At 50.5% G+C, this 15,500-nt stretch carries 18 protein-coding genes and 1 riboswitch; of the genes, 4 read left to right on the top strand and 14 right to left on the bottom strand.

Features of this window, described 5'->3' with window-relative positions:
* Positions 1-3 precede the first annotated feature (3 nt).
* Positions 4-939, bottom strand: a complete 936-nt coding sequence (metA, locus tag KJS57_RS20650) for a homoserine O-acetyltransferase MetA (protein WP_211022131.1) — start codon at positions 937-939, stop codon at positions 4-6.
* 120 nt (positions 940-1,059) lie between these two features.
* Positions 1,060-1,187, bottom strand: a riboswitch (SAM riboswitch).
* A 420-nt stretch (positions 1,188-1,607) separates the two neighbouring features.
* On the opposite strand from metA, the gene corA reads away from it, so the two are divergent.
* Entirely contained in the window at positions 1,608-2,543 is a 936-nt protein-coding gene (gene corA, locus KJS57_RS20645; protein ID WP_213656196.1) for a magnesium/cobalt transporter CorA, read from the top strand.
* A gap of 73 nt (positions 2,544-2,616) precedes the next feature.
* Here the strand turns inward: corA and KJS57_RS20640 are convergent, their stop codons facing one another.
* Positions 2,617-3,627 (bottom strand): HRDC domain-containing protein, encoded by a 1,011-nt coding sequence (locus KJS57_RS20640; RefSeq protein ID WP_211022128.1) that lies wholly within the window; start codon positions 3,625-3,627, stop codon positions 2,617-2,619.
* 227 nt (positions 3,628-3,854) lie between these two features.
* Between KJS57_RS20640 and KJS57_RS20635 the strand changes: the two genes are divergently transcribed.
* Complete coding sequence (locus KJS57_RS20635; RefSeq protein WP_211022125.1) at positions 3,855-4,160, top strand: DUF3055 domain-containing protein; 306 nt, start codon at positions 3,855-3,857, stop codon at positions 4,158-4,160.
* Between the two features lie 40 nt (positions 4,161-4,200).
* Here the strand turns inward: KJS57_RS20635 and modB are convergent, their stop codons facing one another.
* Positions 4,201-4,878, bottom strand: a complete 678-nt coding sequence (gene modB / locus KJS57_RS20630; RefSeq protein WP_213656195.1) for a molybdate ABC transporter permease subunit — start codon at positions 4,876-4,878, stop codon at positions 4,201-4,203.
* A complete protein-coding gene (gene modA, locus KJS57_RS20625) occupies positions 4,878-5,729 on the bottom strand; it encodes a molybdate ABC transporter substrate-binding protein (RefSeq protein ID WP_244861650.1) in 852 nt (283 codons plus the stop codon). The genes modB and modA overlap by 1 nt, the downstream gene beginning before the upstream one ends.
* Before the next feature lie 107 nt (positions 5,730-5,836).
* Here modA and KJS57_RS20620 point away from each other — a divergent pair, with 107 nt between their 5' ends.
* Positions 5,837-6,832: a helix-turn-helix transcriptional regulator gene (locus KJS57_RS20620; RefSeq protein ID WP_213656194.1), complete on the top strand. Its 996-nt coding sequence runs from the start codon at positions 5,837-5,839 to the stop codon at positions 6,830-6,832.
* A 67-nt stretch (positions 6,833-6,899) separates the two neighbouring features.
* Here KJS57_RS20620 and KJS57_RS20615 read toward each other — a convergent pair whose 3' ends face one another.
* The 9 genes from KJS57_RS20615 to KJS57_RS20575 all read right to left on the bottom strand — a co-directional run bounded on the left by KJS57_RS20615 (position 6,900) and on the right by KJS57_RS20575 (position 12,800).
* Positions 6,900-7,802 (bottom strand): 5'-3' exonuclease, encoded by a 903-nt coding sequence (locus tag KJS57_RS20615; protein WP_373316845.1) that lies wholly within the window; start codon positions 7,800-7,802, stop codon positions 6,900-6,902.
* 26 nt (positions 7,803-7,828) lie between these two features.
* On the bottom strand, positions 7,829-8,191 hold the full coding sequence (locus KJS57_RS20610; protein WP_213656193.1) for an arsenate reductase family protein: 363 nt from the start codon (positions 8,189-8,191) through the stop codon (positions 7,829-7,831).
* A gap of 23 nt (positions 8,192-8,214) precedes the next feature.
* A complete protein-coding gene (locus KJS57_RS20605) occupies positions 8,215-9,171 on the bottom strand; it encodes an RluA family pseudouridine synthase (protein ID WP_213656192.1) in 957 nt (318 codons plus the stop codon).
* 2 nt (positions 9,172-9,173) lie between these two features.
* A complete protein-coding gene (locus KJS57_RS20600) occupies positions 9,174-9,737 on the bottom strand; it encodes a cob(I)yrinic acid a,c-diamide adenosyltransferase (RefSeq protein ID WP_211022115.1) in 564 nt (187 codons plus the stop codon).
* Positions 9,738-9,832: 95 nt separating this feature from the next.
* Entirely contained in the window at positions 9,833-10,036 is a 204-nt protein-coding gene (locus KJS57_RS20595; protein WP_373316847.1) for an aspartyl-phosphate phosphatase Spo0E family protein, read from the bottom strand.
* 208 nt (positions 10,037-10,244) lie between these two features.
* A complete protein-coding gene (locus KJS57_RS20590; RefSeq protein ID WP_211022112.1) occupies positions 10,245-11,456 on the bottom strand; it encodes an aminotransferase class I/II-fold pyridoxal phosphate-dependent enzyme in 1,212 nt (403 codons plus the stop codon).
* 13 nt (positions 11,457-11,469) lie between these two features.
* Positions 11,470-11,970 carry an Lrp/AsnC family transcriptional regulator gene (locus KJS57_RS20585; RefSeq protein WP_211022110.1) on the bottom strand — a complete coding sequence of 167 codons (501 nt, stop codon included), beginning with the start codon at positions 11,968-11,970 and terminating at the stop codon, positions 11,470-11,472.
* 173 nt (positions 11,971-12,143) lie between these two features.
* Complete coding sequence (locus KJS57_RS20580; protein ID WP_244861649.1) at positions 12,144-12,530, bottom strand: spore coat protein; 387 nt, start codon at positions 12,528-12,530, stop codon at positions 12,144-12,146.
* Positions 12,531-12,566: 36 nt separating this feature from the next.
* Positions 12,567-12,800 (bottom strand): hypothetical protein, encoded by a 234-nt coding sequence (locus KJS57_RS20575; RefSeq protein ID WP_211022108.1) that lies wholly within the window; start codon positions 12,798-12,800, stop codon positions 12,567-12,569.
* A gap of 157 nt (positions 12,801-12,957) precedes the next feature.
* Here KJS57_RS20575 and KJS57_RS20570 point away from each other — a divergent pair, with 157 nt between their 5' ends.
* Positions 12,958-14,178 (top strand): NAD(P)/FAD-dependent oxidoreductase, encoded by a 1,221-nt coding sequence (locus KJS57_RS20570; protein WP_213656191.1) that lies wholly within the window; start codon positions 12,958-12,960, stop codon positions 14,176-14,178.
* Between the two features lie 64 nt (positions 14,179-14,242).
* Here KJS57_RS20570 and KJS57_RS20565 read toward each other — a convergent pair whose 3' ends face one another.
* Positions 14,243-15,445, bottom strand: a complete 1,203-nt coding sequence (locus KJS57_RS20565) for an MFS transporter (RefSeq protein WP_211022105.1) — start codon at positions 15,443-15,445, stop codon at positions 14,243-14,245.
* Positions 15,446-15,500 lie beyond the last annotated feature (55 nt).

Raw genomic sequence — 15,500 nt, 5'->3', positions numbered from 1 at the left:
ACTTTAGATCTGATAAATAAATTCGGCCAATTGATCGATATCATAGGGTGTTTCCTGATACACATAGTAATTCAGCCAGTTGGAGAATAATAAATTAGCATGCGCTCTCCAGCTTGAAGCGGGAGTTTTGGAAGGATCGTTATTCGGATAGTAGTTGACCGGCAAGTCGATGTCGAGTCCTTTAGCGACATCCCGGTCGTATTCCCATTTGAGTGAACATGGATCGTACTCCGAATGGCCGGTTACAAAAATCTGCTTCCCGTCCCGCGACGCCACGAGATAGATGCCGGCTTCTTCGGATTCCGCCAAGATTTCAAGCTCAGGCACGCGTTCGATATCTTCCCGGGAGACATCCGTGTGACGGGAGTGGGGCACCTGGAACACTTCGTCAAAGCCGCGCAGAAGTTTCACATGCGGATTGTTGACCGTATGCGGGAACACGCCGAAGCACTTTTTCTCCAAGTTCAATTTCCGGACGCCGTAGTGATAATAGAGACCCGCTTGGGAAGCCCAACATATATGCATCGTCGAAGTTACGTGGCTTTTGCTCCATTCGAAGATTTCCTTCAACTCTTCCCAATAATTCACTTCTTCAAATTCAAACTGTTCGACCGGAGCACCCGTCACAATCATACCGTCAAAGCGGCGGCCTCTGATTTCATCAAAGGTTTTGTAGAACATGTTCAGGTGTTCCGCGGACGTGTTCTTGGAAGTATGTGACCGGGGGTGAAGCAAAACGATCTCGACCTGAAGCGGCGTATTGCCAAGCAGACGCAAGATTTGAGACTCCGTCGTTTCCTTGATCGGCATCAGATTCAGAATGGCGATGCGCAGCGGACGTATATCCTGCTGATAGGCCCGGCTCTCATCCATCACAAAAATATTTTCGTTCGTAAGCACTTCCTTGGCCGGCAAATGATCCGGTACTTTAATCGGCATAATTTTTCACTCCTTCTGACGACTAGACTGGAATTTTGCTTGCTGAAAGCGGGCGTTGACAAGAAAAAAGACCTCACTCTTAACATAGAGAAAGGTCATCATTTATTCCTGAATGCTCCTCTCTCATCTCTCAGAGACCGGGTGCAGACAAATCGCACTACTCGGTTCCGCAAGAATTAGCACCGTGCGACGTATCGCCGGTTGCCGGGTATCATCGGGCCAGTCCCTCCACCTACTCTTGATAAGAAAATCGTCTAAGTATTTAGTTTTGTAATCAAATTTAAATATACTGATTTTCATTATACATGAAATGTATATTTTCACAAGCCAAATGCCCTTATTTGTCCACAACTTTTTGGCTTGAAACAATTCACACCCCGGCGTTATACTAGACAAGTGTTTAAGAGGCACTATATCCCTAATAACAAAGAGGTGAATCCGAGGATGGAAGGCGACCCGAGTCCGCAGTGTAGTATCCTGAAGCAACAATCGCATAGGAAACCGATCAGCAGGCGCCCTGCGGGTAATAACGGGCACTTTCTTTTCCCGGTGTTTTCATAAAACGCCTTATTCGGCGTTCCCGCACCGCCGCTGTATCACCTTCCTGTGCTCAGCCAGACCAAAGTGAGCATAACCGGCTGCTTCCAGCCGGAAAGGGAGTGAAGAGCATGAAAATCCGTCATGTAGTCGCCGGTGTATTTACTCCGGTAGCAGATGTAGAAATGACAACAACACCGCCTGAGCAAGGGTTCTATTGGATCGATGCCGATGTTGAAGACCTGGCCCTGCTTCAGCCGCTGTTCTCATTGCACGATCTTGCGGTGGAGGATTGTCTTACCGAAGAAGAGCAGCGTCCAAAAATCGAAACTTATGACAACCACTATTTTATTGTAGTCAACAGTATCCGTTATGATGACGAGGAAATCTTCTTGCGGGCGCTGAACGTTTTTCTGGGCCGGCATTATATCATTACCGTAACCAAACAAAAAATCAACGAACTCCGGGCTGTAAAGCCGATCCTCTGGGAACAGGAGGTCAGCGAGCCCGACCGGTTCCTTTATTTCCTTATCGACCTTGTGGTTGACAATTATTTCATCGTCGGTGACCGGATCGAAGTCAAGATCGAAAAGCTGGAAGAAGACATTCTCATGCATACCAAGCGGTCCCATCTTAACGAAATTATCGGTCTACGAAGCGAAATACTCTGGCTTAAGAAAGTGCTGGGTCCACAAAAAGAAGTTATTAATATTCTAAACAAAAAAGATCTGCGGCTGATCGACGACCAATTGCAGAAATATTTCAGCGACATCTATGAGAACGCCGTTAAGATTTCCGAAAACTTCGATACCTTCCGGGAACTCGTAGGAAACTTACGAGAAGCTTATCAGGCCGCCATCGCCAACCGTGCGAACGAAATCATGCGCGTGTTTACGGCGATTACGACGATTTTCATCCCGCTTACGCTAATTACCGGTATCTACGGAATGAACTTCGACCATATGCCTGAACTTCATTGGAAGTACAGTTACTATGTTGTCCTAGGCATTATGATCGTGCTTGGAGCGGGAATGTTCTATCTGTTCCGGAAACGGGACTGGATCTAAAACTAAAATCAGCAAAGCCGGCAAACGGCGAACCATGAACAGGTTCGCCGCTTGCCGGCTTTTTTAGAAGGAATTAACCCGCCTTAGGAGCTCGCTCCTTCTGTCGGCGATATGAGATCCGCAGAAGCCGCAGCCGTTCGTAAAGCTTGTCCAGGCCTCCGGCATCAAGCGTCTCCTGATCATAAACCCGCTGTAGCACCGGCTTTAAGAAGCTGTCGCCCATTTCCTCGAACGCCTTCCACACCTCATTCTGCTGCTCCGCCGGCATGTCCTTGAGTTCTAATTGAACCAATGAATCCGTCGTATACCCGTCCTTCTCAAGCAATTCAAGTAATTCCACGGCCTCTCTTCGGTCCAGGTTCGTCCGTACGCAAATCTCCTGCAAATCAAGACCTTGGGCCAGGGATTCCAGCACAACGCGGCGGGTACTGAACTTCTCCATCTCCAGCTTGAACTTCGCCTCCTTCTGCTTGTACATCCAGGATCGGAATACATCCTCGTCGATATTCTGCTCCACCCAGCCAAGCGGGAAGTCACCCGGCCGTTCGCCCCCCTGGGCCTGAGCCATTTCCAGCAGTTCTGGTCCGTATTCGGCGGCCTTGCTTTCACCCACGCCGGGAAGCTGCAGCAATTCTTCAGTCGTCCAAGGCTTGAATACGCTGATCAGCCTCAGCAGCCGGTTACTGGCAATCATATACGGCGCCTTGCGGTCAGCGGAGGCCTTCTTACGCCGCCAGGCACAGAGTTCGTTGTAAAACTCCTCATTCCCGTGCAGCTCACTGTAGCAAATCAGCTTCTGTGCCGCCATTCCCCGCCCTTGGAACTCCTCTCGCTCATCCCAGATCCCTTCAATCACCGGGCGATAGCCTTCACCCAGCTTAACGACAAGACGATGGCGGTACACATGCAGCATTTCTGACCAGGAGCCGCCCTCATACCAAATGGTCTCCTGCTCCCCCTCCGCTGTCGTTTCGTTCCAGCCCATCCGCCATAGCCCTTCCTCTTCACCGATCCAGACTTGAGCTCCGCCAGACACCGCATCGCTGCTCTTCTTTTCCAAACTGTTCAAAAAAACAATCCGCATCCTATTTTCCCCTCCCAATTCACGTCAGCTACGACAATCCCATGTTTATGAACACGCAAAAAAGCACCCCTCCTGAAAAATTCAAGAGAGGTGCTTCCCCTAGTCGTATACTGTTATTCCTAATCATACCATTTTTTTCGCAGCTGTCAATCCGTTATCATTTCCCCGCCGCTCCGTTTTTCGGCTATAATGACAGAAGACAACTAGTATCCGAGGAGGCTTTGCAAATGAACGAACAGCACCACGATTTGGACTTTTTATCAGACAGCACGGAAAGTACATCCACCCGATTTGTAACTTTTATAGGCAACGCCTCTCTAAAGCGCTTCGATCTGGCCGTTACGACCACAAACCGTTTTTACGGGAAAAAGCTTGTTACGGATCTCCAGAACGGCAAGACTGCTATCCTGGGTACGGACGATCTGGAGGAAGAAGGCTATCTGGAGCACGTTTTCGGTCTGAGTGAAGAAGAGAGCCACGAGCTCAAATCGTTTCTGTATCAGGTGGTCGGCGAAGCCTATTTCACCGATTGATCTGTGATTGGCATCATAGGCATCATGGTGATGGACCTCTCTACTCCTCTTTTTCCGAACGCCGACCACTCAAGGCCAGAAGAAGAAACGAGATCAGAATCATGAAGGCAGCCCATGCCCATGCGGTAGTCGTGTCACCGGACTCCACCGCCATATAGATGGCGGTCGGCAGTGTCTGCGTCCTGCCGGGGATATTCCCGGCCAGCATCAGAGTGGCGCCAAATTCGCCAAGCGCTCTGGTAAACGACAGCACGAAGGCGGTTGTCAGGGAACGCTGGGCCAGCGGAACGGCGATGTAAAACAAGACCTGCCACTCGGAAGCGCCCATGGAACGGCCGGCGGACAGCAGGTCCCGGTCAATAGAGGCAAAGCCGGCCTTGGCCGATTGATAGGCTAACGGGAAGGCGACGACAGCCGCGGACAGTACGGCGGCCCCCCAGGTAAATACGATCGGCAGCCCGGCAAGTGTTTCGAACAGCTTGCCGACCGGGCTCCGGCGGCCAAACGCCATCAGCAGCAAGAAGCCGACGACGGTAGGAGGCAAAACCATAGGCAGCATAAAGATCGTCTCCAAGATCGTTTTGCCCCAAAACTTCTTGCCGGCCATCAGCCATGCTATATAACCTGAGATCAAAAAAGCGATGATGCCCGCTAGCAGCGACACTTTCAAGGATAATCCGACAGGCGACCAAAAATCGCTCCATTCCATCTCAGGCATCACTCCGCCACGCTGAAACCGTAATTCCGAAATACATCGCTCGCTGCTGCCGATTGCAGAAATTCAAGGAATTGGTCAGCTTCATCAGGATATTTGGTTGCCGCAACAATTCCTGCGGGATACAGGATGGGCGTATGGCTCTTCTCATCGAGCACCAGCGCCGTTTTCACCTTGGATGTAAGTTTCGCATCGCTCTCGTAGACGAACCCCGCATCCGCATTTCCCGATTCTACATAAGTCAGCACTTGAGTTACGTCTTTGGCAAACACCATTTTAGGCTGGAGCATCGTCCATAACTGTCCGTTCTCCAACGCCTCCTTCGTATAAGAACCCGCCGGGACCACTTCCGGTTCGCCGAGTGCGATCATACCAAAGTCTTTCTCCTGCAAGACTTCTAAAGATACAGGGACAACGGAAGCATCCGACGGAACGATTAGGACAAGACGATTGCGCAGCAAATCAACCTTGCTGTCGGCATTTACGAACTTGCCATCGATTAGAGCCGTCATTTGCTTTTGTCCTGCCGACAGAAACAAATCGGCGGGCGCTCCTTGCTCAATTTGTTTTTGCAAGGATCCCGAGGCGCCAAAATTCATCGTTAGCTTAATATTCTCATGCTCTGCTTCGTACAGCGCGGCAATCTCTTCCATGCTCTCTTTAAGACTTGCTGCCGCCGATATCGTCAGCGTGACTGAACTCTTAGGATTATTTGATGACGTTTGTTTGCTGTTGCTTGAGGTCTCGGCTTTATTCCCTGCGTTGGCGTTGGCGCATCCGGACAAAATTGCGATCAGCAGCAATGTTCCGATTAAAGCCCGGCCGCCAAACATAGATTTTAAACCTGATGGCATTATTAACCCTCCAAACATGTACCAATAATAATTCATTTTATTATATCTAGATATATTTGAATATAACTAATTATAATTAGACATAAAGTTGTCAATGGAGGATACCCATGAACGATGTTTCCTACACTACTGAAGAAGTCGCAAAACTGCTTAAGGTTTCCAAATTAACTGTATATGATCTGATCAAAAAAGGAGATCTTCCTGCCTACCGGGTTGGCAAACAGATGCGGGTCGATGCGGACGATCTGGAGATGTACAAGCAGAATGCGAAAAGCGGCGGCGGAGCGGCGGCCTCCCGTTCCAAGCGTAATAACAACCTGAATGCCGATCGGGAGATTCCAAAGGAATTCGCCAAAGATGAGCAAAGCTCCTCCGGCCGTGAACCTCATCCAGGAACCCTGGTCATTACCGGTCAGGACCTTAGTCTGGATCTGCTGGCCAAGCATCTTGAGCGGGCTAATCCTTCGCTGCGCCCTCTCCGCTCGCATGACGGAAGTCTCGATAGCCTGATCTCCATGTATCACGGAAAGAGCGACATCGTCAGTACCCATTTGCTGGACGGAAGCAGTGGGGAATACAATATCCCTTATATCACCAAAATTCTGACCGGCCATTCCTGTGTCGTCGTCAACCTGCTTCAGCGTCAAGCCGGGTTATACGTCAAACGCGGCAACCCCAAGCAATTGCTGACATGGGCGGATTTAGGCAAAACCGGCCTGAAATTGATCAATCGGGAAATTGGCTCCGGGGCCCGTGTACTTCTGGATGAACAGCTGCGCATCCACGGGATTTCACGCTCAGGCATCGAGGGATACGAGGACGTGGAGACTAGTCATCTCGCCGTGGCGGGCAAGGTCGCTGCCGGCCAGGCCGATGTTGGCGTTGGGATTGAGCATGCGGTTTCCCTGATCAATACCGTCGATTTCGTACCGTTGATCAAGGAACGGTATGACTTGGTCATGTTAAAAACAAAATCAAACACCGAACGGGTCCAGCTTCTGCTGCAAACCTTGCAATCTCCCGAATTCCTGCAGGAGCTGGGTTCGATTCATGGCTACGATTTATCGCTGACTGGACAAATTTTGTATGATACGGATAAATAAAAAGAAATGACGGTGCATTAGAGATCCACTCTCCGCACCGTCATTTCCTGTTTTATTCTGCCATTACTTAAGGCGTTGCAGCGAGAGCGAGCCCCATCAGCGAGCTGATGCTTGCCATTTCCAATTCCTCGAATTTGGATGCGACCGCCGCAGCGTTCAATTCAAGCCGGCAGGAGTCGGGAATGCACACCACATCCACATCGCAGCGGATTTCCGCCAGCTGTCTCGATAAATGGAGCATGTCCAGATCGGCTTCAATTTTGCCCCGGACCGACTTGCTCAGAGAATCCAAATTGCCCAGAATTCCCTCCACGGATCCGTACTCCTGTACGAGCTTCAGCGCCGTTTTCTCACCGATTCCCCGCACGCCGGGATAGTTGTCGCTCGTATCGCCCATCAGCCCCTTCAGGTCGATGATTTGGCGCGGTGTCAGTTGCTTCTCTTCCATCAGACTTTCCGGCGTATAAACCATATAATTGCCATGTCCTTTTTTCATAATAATGACGCTCGTCCGCTCGCTGACCAGCTGCAGCATATCATGATCTCCCGTAAGAATGTACACCTGCATATCCTCGCTGAATTTAGCGGCCAGGGTGCCGATGCAATCATCCGCTTCATAACCGGGACAGCTGACATTTGGAATCCCGAGGCTTTCCATCACGTCCCGGATTACGGAAAACTGCGGAATCAATTCGTCGGGCGCTTCCGAACGGTTGCCTTTGTAGGCCGCAAACTGCTCCGTCCGGAAGGTTTTGCTCCCAAGATCCCAACAGCAGGCGATATGCGTCGGGGCAAATTTCTGCACGGCATCCCAGAAGTAACGCATAAACCCATAAACCGCATTGGTCGGAAGGCCTGCTTTGGTTCGGCGGATGTATCCCGTGGCGGCAGATGCATAAAACGCCCGGAACATCAAAGCCATCCCGTCAACCAGCAGAATGCTTTCTTTTCCGTTCTGATTTATTGTCATGTCTGATTCTCCTTCCTGATTGTTATCTATTTGTGCCAAGCCTGCTCGTAAGCTTCCTCTTTGAAGCCTACCGTAACGGATTTCCCATCCGACACCAGCGGGCGCTTAATCAGCATTCCGTTGGATGACAGCAGGTTGATCTGATCTTCTTTTGTCATGGAGGACAATTTATCTTTTAGTCCCAATTCCTTGTACACTTCTCCGCTGGTATTGAAAAATTTCTTCAACTCCAGCCCGCTAAGCTCAACCAATTCGGTCAGCAATGCCGGCTCAGGCGGATTCTCCTTAATATTTCTCAACTCCAGCTGGTGCCCCTGAGCTTCAAGCCATTTAACAGCCTTGCGGCAAGTGCCGCAGGGCGGATAGTGGTACACAATCAAATCACTCATTAAACAAGTTCTCCTTCACTTTCTTATTCTCCATATTCCAGCTTCCGCCGCAATGTCTCCATGTCCGGCGGAAGAGGCGCACGAAACAGTAAATCCTCGCCAGTCAGCGGGTGCCGAAATCCAAGCTCCGCCGCATGAAGCGCTTGACGGCCGATCGCCGCATCCAATACCGATGCGGACATGTTCTGTCCTTCCGTTCCCTGGGCTGTGCTCCAGGTATACAGCTTGTCCCCGATCAACGAGTGGCCGATCGAAGTCATGTGAACGCGGATTTGATGCGTCCGCCCCGTTCCCAGCCGCAGTTCCACCAGTGCTCCCAATCCGTAACACGCGGAGACCTTGTAATAGGTCAACGCCGGATATCCGCTTGGGGTAACGATGCGCCGATGCGGCTCCAGCGGGTCACGATCGATCGGCCCGTCGATAAGCCCGTCGGGCGAGGCGGGGCAGCCGTGCACAAGCGCGGCATACTTCTTCGTAACCTGACCCGCGATCAACTGTTCGGAAATATGCTGATGGATATAAGCGTTCTTGGCGATCGCGATAATCCCGCTCGTTTCCTGATCCAAGCGATGTACCGGACGAAAGCGGACGGCCTCCCCTTTTTCCCGCCAGTAATGCACCACACCGTTAGCAAGCGTGCCCGTGTAATGTCCGTGCGTCGGGTGCACGATGATCCCGGGAGCCTTGTTTACGATCAACAGGGCTTCATCCTCGTAAACAATATCAAACGGAATAGGTTCCGGTAAAATATCCTCCGAGGTTTCCTGCTCCAGCGAGATGGAGACCATATCCCCCGGTTTGACCGGGACGCTGATAAACACCCGCTCCCCGTTCAGCATGACGCCCCGTTCCGTCAGCTTGATGCGTGACAGCAGCTTTCGGGATACCCCGAGCCTGCGTTGCAGCACGGTTTTTAACAGCCAACCGTCCTCTTGTTCCGTAACCTTATATGTTATTGGTTTATAGTAAGCGGTCATAATTAGTTGCGAAACACCTTCCCACTGCGAATGTACTCCACATCGGGAGTTTGCTGGCGCGCATTTGCCGTCCGGGCCGCCGCGAAGAAAAAGTCGGAGAGACGGTTCAAGTATTTCACGGCCTCCCAATTTACCTCGGCTTTCCGGCTCAACGTTACCGCTTGCCGCTCTGCACGACGGCAGACGGTCCGGCAAACATGCAGCAAGGAGGCAAGTTCTGTCCCTCCCGGCAGAATGAATTTCTCGATCACCGGATTTTCCGCTTCGTAACGGTCAATCCATGACTCGAGCCGTTCAGCCATGTCCGGGGTAACTTTAAAACGCCTTTCATCAACTTTTGCAAAAGCGAGGTCCGATCCGCAGTCAAACAGCTCCTGTTGAATCTGCTGCAAATCCTCTTTCAAATCGGCAAACTTCGCTTGATCCGCACAGCTCCCGGCTAATCCTACAAAGCTGTTCAGTTCGTCGATCGTGCCGTAAGCCTCCACCCGTTCGTCATCCTTATATACTCTCCCGCCGATAACCGACGTCTGCCCCTGGTCACCGGTACGTGTATAAATCGTCATAAACAACCCCCTTTTCCTATTTTCAAATATACCATAAATTTAAAAAAGAAGATCCTTGTAGGATCTTCCCTGGAATAGTCTGGTTCATTTAATTTCTATAATTTCGCTTCTTTGTTTTTCCGGTGACTCTTCATAAATTCATTGATCTTTAAATCCAGCAAGCTGCTGATCTCAATGACGATATCCGAAGTAAAGGAATTTTCCTGCTGGAATATCTTTTCCATTTTACTGCGAAGCAAATGGATCTCATCCTCCAAGGAAACCGCTTGTGGTGAAGTCTTGCGACCGACTTCGTCTATCCATTGATTTCTATCGTTGCCGTCTGCGATCACAATTCCGGCTAGTTCGAAAGGCAAATTGTATTCACCACAACCCAAAAGTAATCCCTCCCTGAGAAACTAAACCCTCTTCCAAAATAAAATTATACCATGTCAATTGGACAGTGATCAATTAAAATATGAAAGAAATGTTAATTAGCCCCATTTTCCCGGGTGAGGTACTTAAGAATCAGCCTTGTTTCAATTTATGAATGAATTGTCCCATCCGGTGGAGCGCCTCGCTGATCTGATTTACGGAAGTCGCATAGGAGCAGCGGAGGAAGCCTTCACCGCCAGCACCGAACACATTTCCGGGCACAGCCGCAACTTTGGCCTCAACCAATAGCCGGGTAGCAAATTCATCCGAGCTCAGGCCGGTTGACTCGACGCTCGGGAATGCATAGAAAGCGCCTTGAGGCTCATGACAAGACAAACCTACATCACGCAATCCTTGAACGATCAATCTTCTGCGTTGGTTGTAGGATTCGACCATAAGGTCCTTCTCCTTCAGCCCATTTTTGAGGGCTTCAAGCGCTGCTACCTGACCCATAACCGGAGCGCACATGACAGTGTATTGATGAATCTTCAGCATGGCGTAGATCAAATCCGGATGGCCGCAAGCATATCCCATGCGCCAGCCTGTCATCGCAAAAGCTTTGGAAAAGCCGTTGACCAGAATGGTCCGGTCTTTCATTCCGGGAATGGAAGCAAAACTTACGTGCTTATCGCCATAAGTCAATTCGGAATAAATTTCGTCGGAAATTACGATTAGGTCGTGTTCTTCCACGATTTTCGCAATCGGCAGCCAATCCTCATAACTCATGGTGCCGCCGGTCGGGTTGCTCGGATAATTCAGAATCAAAACCTTGGATTTCGGAGTGATTGCCGCTTTAAGCTGTTCCGGCTTCAATTTGAAATTGTCCTTGGCGAACGTCTCGATTTCCACCGGTACACCGCCGCCGACTTCGGTAATCGGCGAGTAAGAGATGTAACAAGGCGCCGGAACCAGAATTTCATCTCCAGGTACGATCAGCGCGCGCAAGGCCAGATCAATAGCTTCGCTCGCACCCACAGTCACAAGGATTTCATCTTTCGGGTTATATTTCACTTCGTAGCTGTTATACAGATATTCCGCAATCGCTTCACGAAGCTCGGGAGTGCCTGCATTGCTTGTGTAGCTCGTAAAGCCGCGCTCCAGAGAGTAGACGCAAGCTTCCCGGACATGCCATGGAGTAATGAAGTCAGGCTCCCCTACCCCCAGCGTAATAATATCCTTATTACCGCTGGCAAGGTCGAAGAAACGGCGAATCCCTGAAGGCTTAATATCTCTAACCCGCGGAGCTAAGTAAGAAGTCATTGAATTTTCGTTCTGTTCTGCCTGTCCTTGTGATTTTACGCTCATAACATTACTTCCTTTACGGAGAAATCATCAGGCGGCGGTCTTCTTCGGGATCTTCGAAAATGATGCCGTCTTGTTTATATTTTTTAAGAATAAAATGCGTTTTCGTTGAAAGTACGGATTCCAGCGGTGACAGCTTGTCGGAGACAAAACTGGCCACTTCCTTCAAATTGCGCCCTTCCACTTCCACCAACAAATCGTAAGCTCCGGACATCAGATAGACGGACATCACCTGCGGGAACAGGTAAATCCGTTCCGCGATGGCTTCGAAGCCTCTCCCGCGTTCGGGCGTGATTTGCACTTCGATCAAGGCGGTTACTTTCTCGTCGTCCAATTTGCTCGAATTGATCACGGTCGCATATTTCACGATGACGTGATCTTCTTCCAATTCGGCGATCGCGGCTGCGACTTCTTCCGAAGATACGCCCAGCAAGGTTGCCAGCAGCTTCGGATCCCGGCGGGCGTCCTCTTTCAGGAGATCCAGCACTTTCAGCTTCAGTTCGCTCAATTGTTTCATGCTTCACCCTCCAGCGCTGTTCCGGCGGCGTCGGTAGACGTTTGCCTCCGGAATCTAAATTTAATACTTATATTACATGAATTTGGGCATCCTGCAAAGAAAAACGTCCACTCCATGGAAGATTCCAGGAGATGGACGTTTTGGGTTACGGTCTTATTTTCCAGTCAAACGGTTTAAGTGTAATAAGGATTCTGGATATTGGTTTGATGGTATGGGACATTAGCGGGATGCATATACGAATTCGAACGGGTTGTCTGCTGCTGCACGAACTGATGCACCTTCTGGTGCGTCTTTTCCGCCTCCTGGATTTTCTTATCGATTTCCTGGCGGGTAGCTCCGGCAGGAGGCGAATAAATCTGATGCCGTTCAAGCAGCGTGTAAAGATCGCCCTGCAGACGCAAGGTGCTGTCCGTCAACTCGGCAAACGTCCGTCTGATCGACGGGCAGGACGACTCCGTGGTCGCCGTGGTATACTCTCGAACCGTACGCCGAAGATCGGCAAGAATTATTTTCAACAAGTCGTCCTGGGACATTTGCCCTGTGCTGGTTTGTGGGTTCACGAAAGATTCCTCCTATGGTTTTGTTGGATCCGCAATTTACTGGGCTTGGCTTGGAGCAAGGGGCTGATGCTGTTTCAGCGCGTTAATCAGCGTGTGCAGATGATGCTCGTGAACCCGCATATGCTCCGAAATCGCCTGCTCGATTTGTGCATTGGTCGCTACGGCGGCTGCAGCCGCGCACATCTTGATCAACATGTCTTCATTAGCCACAGAATCCGCAATATAGTTGACTTCTTTGCCGGACAGCGGCTGCATTTGCGTATAGTTCATCTCGTTTCCTCCTGATAGATGGTTGCATTCGGGCATATTATGTCCCGCTTCGAAATTTTTATCATAGGTCAGAGGTTATACTTGTGGCGCCGCGGTGAATATTGGATTAGGGACACTATACAAGTCCACTTGCTATCACTGTTGGAGGGATGGAACGATGAAATTACATTCGGGCGAACACGTCTGGCCCAGGACGATCGGTCCTGTCCCCGACTACCCTGCTTTAGGGCAAGATATTTCTTGCGACTGTCTCATCATTGGGGGCGGAATCAGCGGGGCTCTTTGCGCTCATCTTTTGACCGATTTAGGCATGAATATCGTTTTAGCCGAGAAAAATGAAATCGGCTCGGGCAGCACGCTGGCGAATACGGGAATTCTTCAGTACGCCAATGATAAAACCTTGACCTCATTCATTCATACTTTTGGTGAAGAGACGGCGGTTCACTTTTACAGGCTCTGCAGGGATGCCCTCGTCCGTTTAAAAGAACTGGGAGGAAAGCTGCATCCGGATCTCTTACCGAAGGAGAGAAGCAGCCTGTATATGGCGAGCACCGCTGAGGATGTTTCCATGCTGAGGGAAGAATACGAGAATTTAAAAAAATACGGATTTCAGGTGGACTGGTGGAACGAAGAAGATTTCTCCGGACGGTTTCCGTTCCGCAGGCCTGGGGCAATTTACACTCAGGGGGACGCCGAGATCAATCCGTTTGCCCTCGTTCACGAACTCCTGAAGAAAGCGACGACCAAAGGGCTGCAAATTTACGAGCATACGCCTATTACGGGCTGGACATTCCATAGTGACGGGGTTAGCTGCCGTTCCGGACAGCGGGTCATTCGCGCCAAACATGTCATCGTAGCTACCGGTTATGAAACCCAGCTTCTGAAACGGGAACCCGGAGCTTATTTAACGAGCACCTACGCGGTCGTGACAGAACCGGTAAACCATTTCAAGGATTGGCACGAGCGCTGTCTGATCTGGGAAACCGCCCGCCCCTACCTTTATATGCGGACAACCCCCGACGGCCGGATTATGGCTGGAGGGCTGGATGAGCCTTTAACGGGCAATGTGTTAAAGGAAGGCCGGGAAATAAAAAAAGGACAGGAGCTTCTCGAACTCATTCACAACATGTTTCCGGAAAAATCTGGACTACGTGCCGCTTATTCCTGGGGAGCCGTATTCGGGGAAACCCGGGACGGATTGCCTTATATCGGAACCCATCCGGATTATCCCCATTGTTTCTTCCTTGAAGGTTATGGAGGAAACGGAACCGTATGCAGCATGCTCGCCGCCGAGATGATTACGGATGTGCTTGCCGGCAAACCGCGCAGCGATATGGAACTGTTTGCGCTGACCCGAAGCACCAAACCCGCTCCTTAAACGGAGCGGGCTAAGTATACGATTCCACTGCCTGCGATCACCAGGATTGTAACTTCCTGTCCGGTCAAGCGGCATCAACCGGGTGCTTAAATAATTTACGGATGAGAACCCAACTGAGCAAAGGGGTTGCTCCAAGACCCAGCATAAGCCAAATCACCGTCTTCATATGAGGAGACCAGGTAAATATGATAATGAACAGGAGCGTGCCAAGGAGTCTCCCTACCATGATGCTCAGTTCGCGGAGTACGATCAATTCGACGCGCTGCTCTACGGTATCCTCATTTTTCCCGATAAGATCGAACACCGAGGAGATGACCGGAAGCAAATACAGCGGCATGAACAGGGAAGTCCCGATCCCGAAGAGCATCAGCGTAACATAGTTGACGTCCCACAGAAGCGGGCCGATGACCCCCGTAATGAGTACCGCTCCAACGAGCATTCCGGCATACCGGAAGCGAATGTGGAGCCATTTTCCGACCGCCCAGAAGCTGACCAGGGAAACAAGTGAAGTAACCAACGAAAACTGGCCGACTTTCCTCTCTGCCGAAGTGCTGATAAATACGAGCAATGTGACCAGAAACGAAAAGACGCCCTCCCGCACTCCATGAGCCGCGGATGCCGGGACGGCCTGCCGCCAGGGACTATTCTTGCCAAACTGCCGGAAAGGTTCCATCCACCGGTAGGGACCGCCGCGTTTTCTTTTTTTCAGCCAAAAGCTAAGCAGGATGCCGATTCCGTAGACGATCAGCGAAACCGTGAATATGACGCGATATCCGAGATTTCCCTTCATCGCGGAAATAATCCAACCGGAAGTCCACGGACCTAAAATGCCGATCACGGAGCCCAGAATCCCGATCCAGCCATTGAACAAATCCCGGGTATCGACATCCGTCACTTCAAAATAAACGACATTAAAAGCTAGCCAAAACAGCCCCGATCCGATGCCGAACAGAAATCCAAGCGGCCATATATAATCGACGGTATGCGCTCCCGCCCACAGAACCAGCAGATAGAATATTCCTGAAACGACGATCCCCAGCCGGAGGGAGATCATCTTATCCTGCTCCTTCACCCATTTGCCGGCGATCCAAAACGTAAGCCCGAGCGCTAGCTGTTGACTGAACGTGAACCATCCGATCATCGCAAAATCCTGTTTGACCTTCCATAAATAGACGTTCAAAAAAGTTCCCGACAACGCCCCGGCCAAAACGAATAATCCATTCACGGCTAACAGCAGCCTGGATTGGCCGTTAAGAGAACTGCTCATGCATTTTGCTCCTCCAACGATTCAGTGTAAATGTAAGATACCCAATCTGCGGGGA

The organism is Paenibacillus vini (assembly GCF_018403325.1).
GTDB lineage: Bacteria > Bacillota > Bacilli > Paenibacillales > Paenibacillaceae > Fontibacillus > Fontibacillus vini.
The sequence above is the reverse complement of the archived record's forward strand: the minus strand, read 5'-3'. Positions and strand labels throughout refer to the sequence as shown.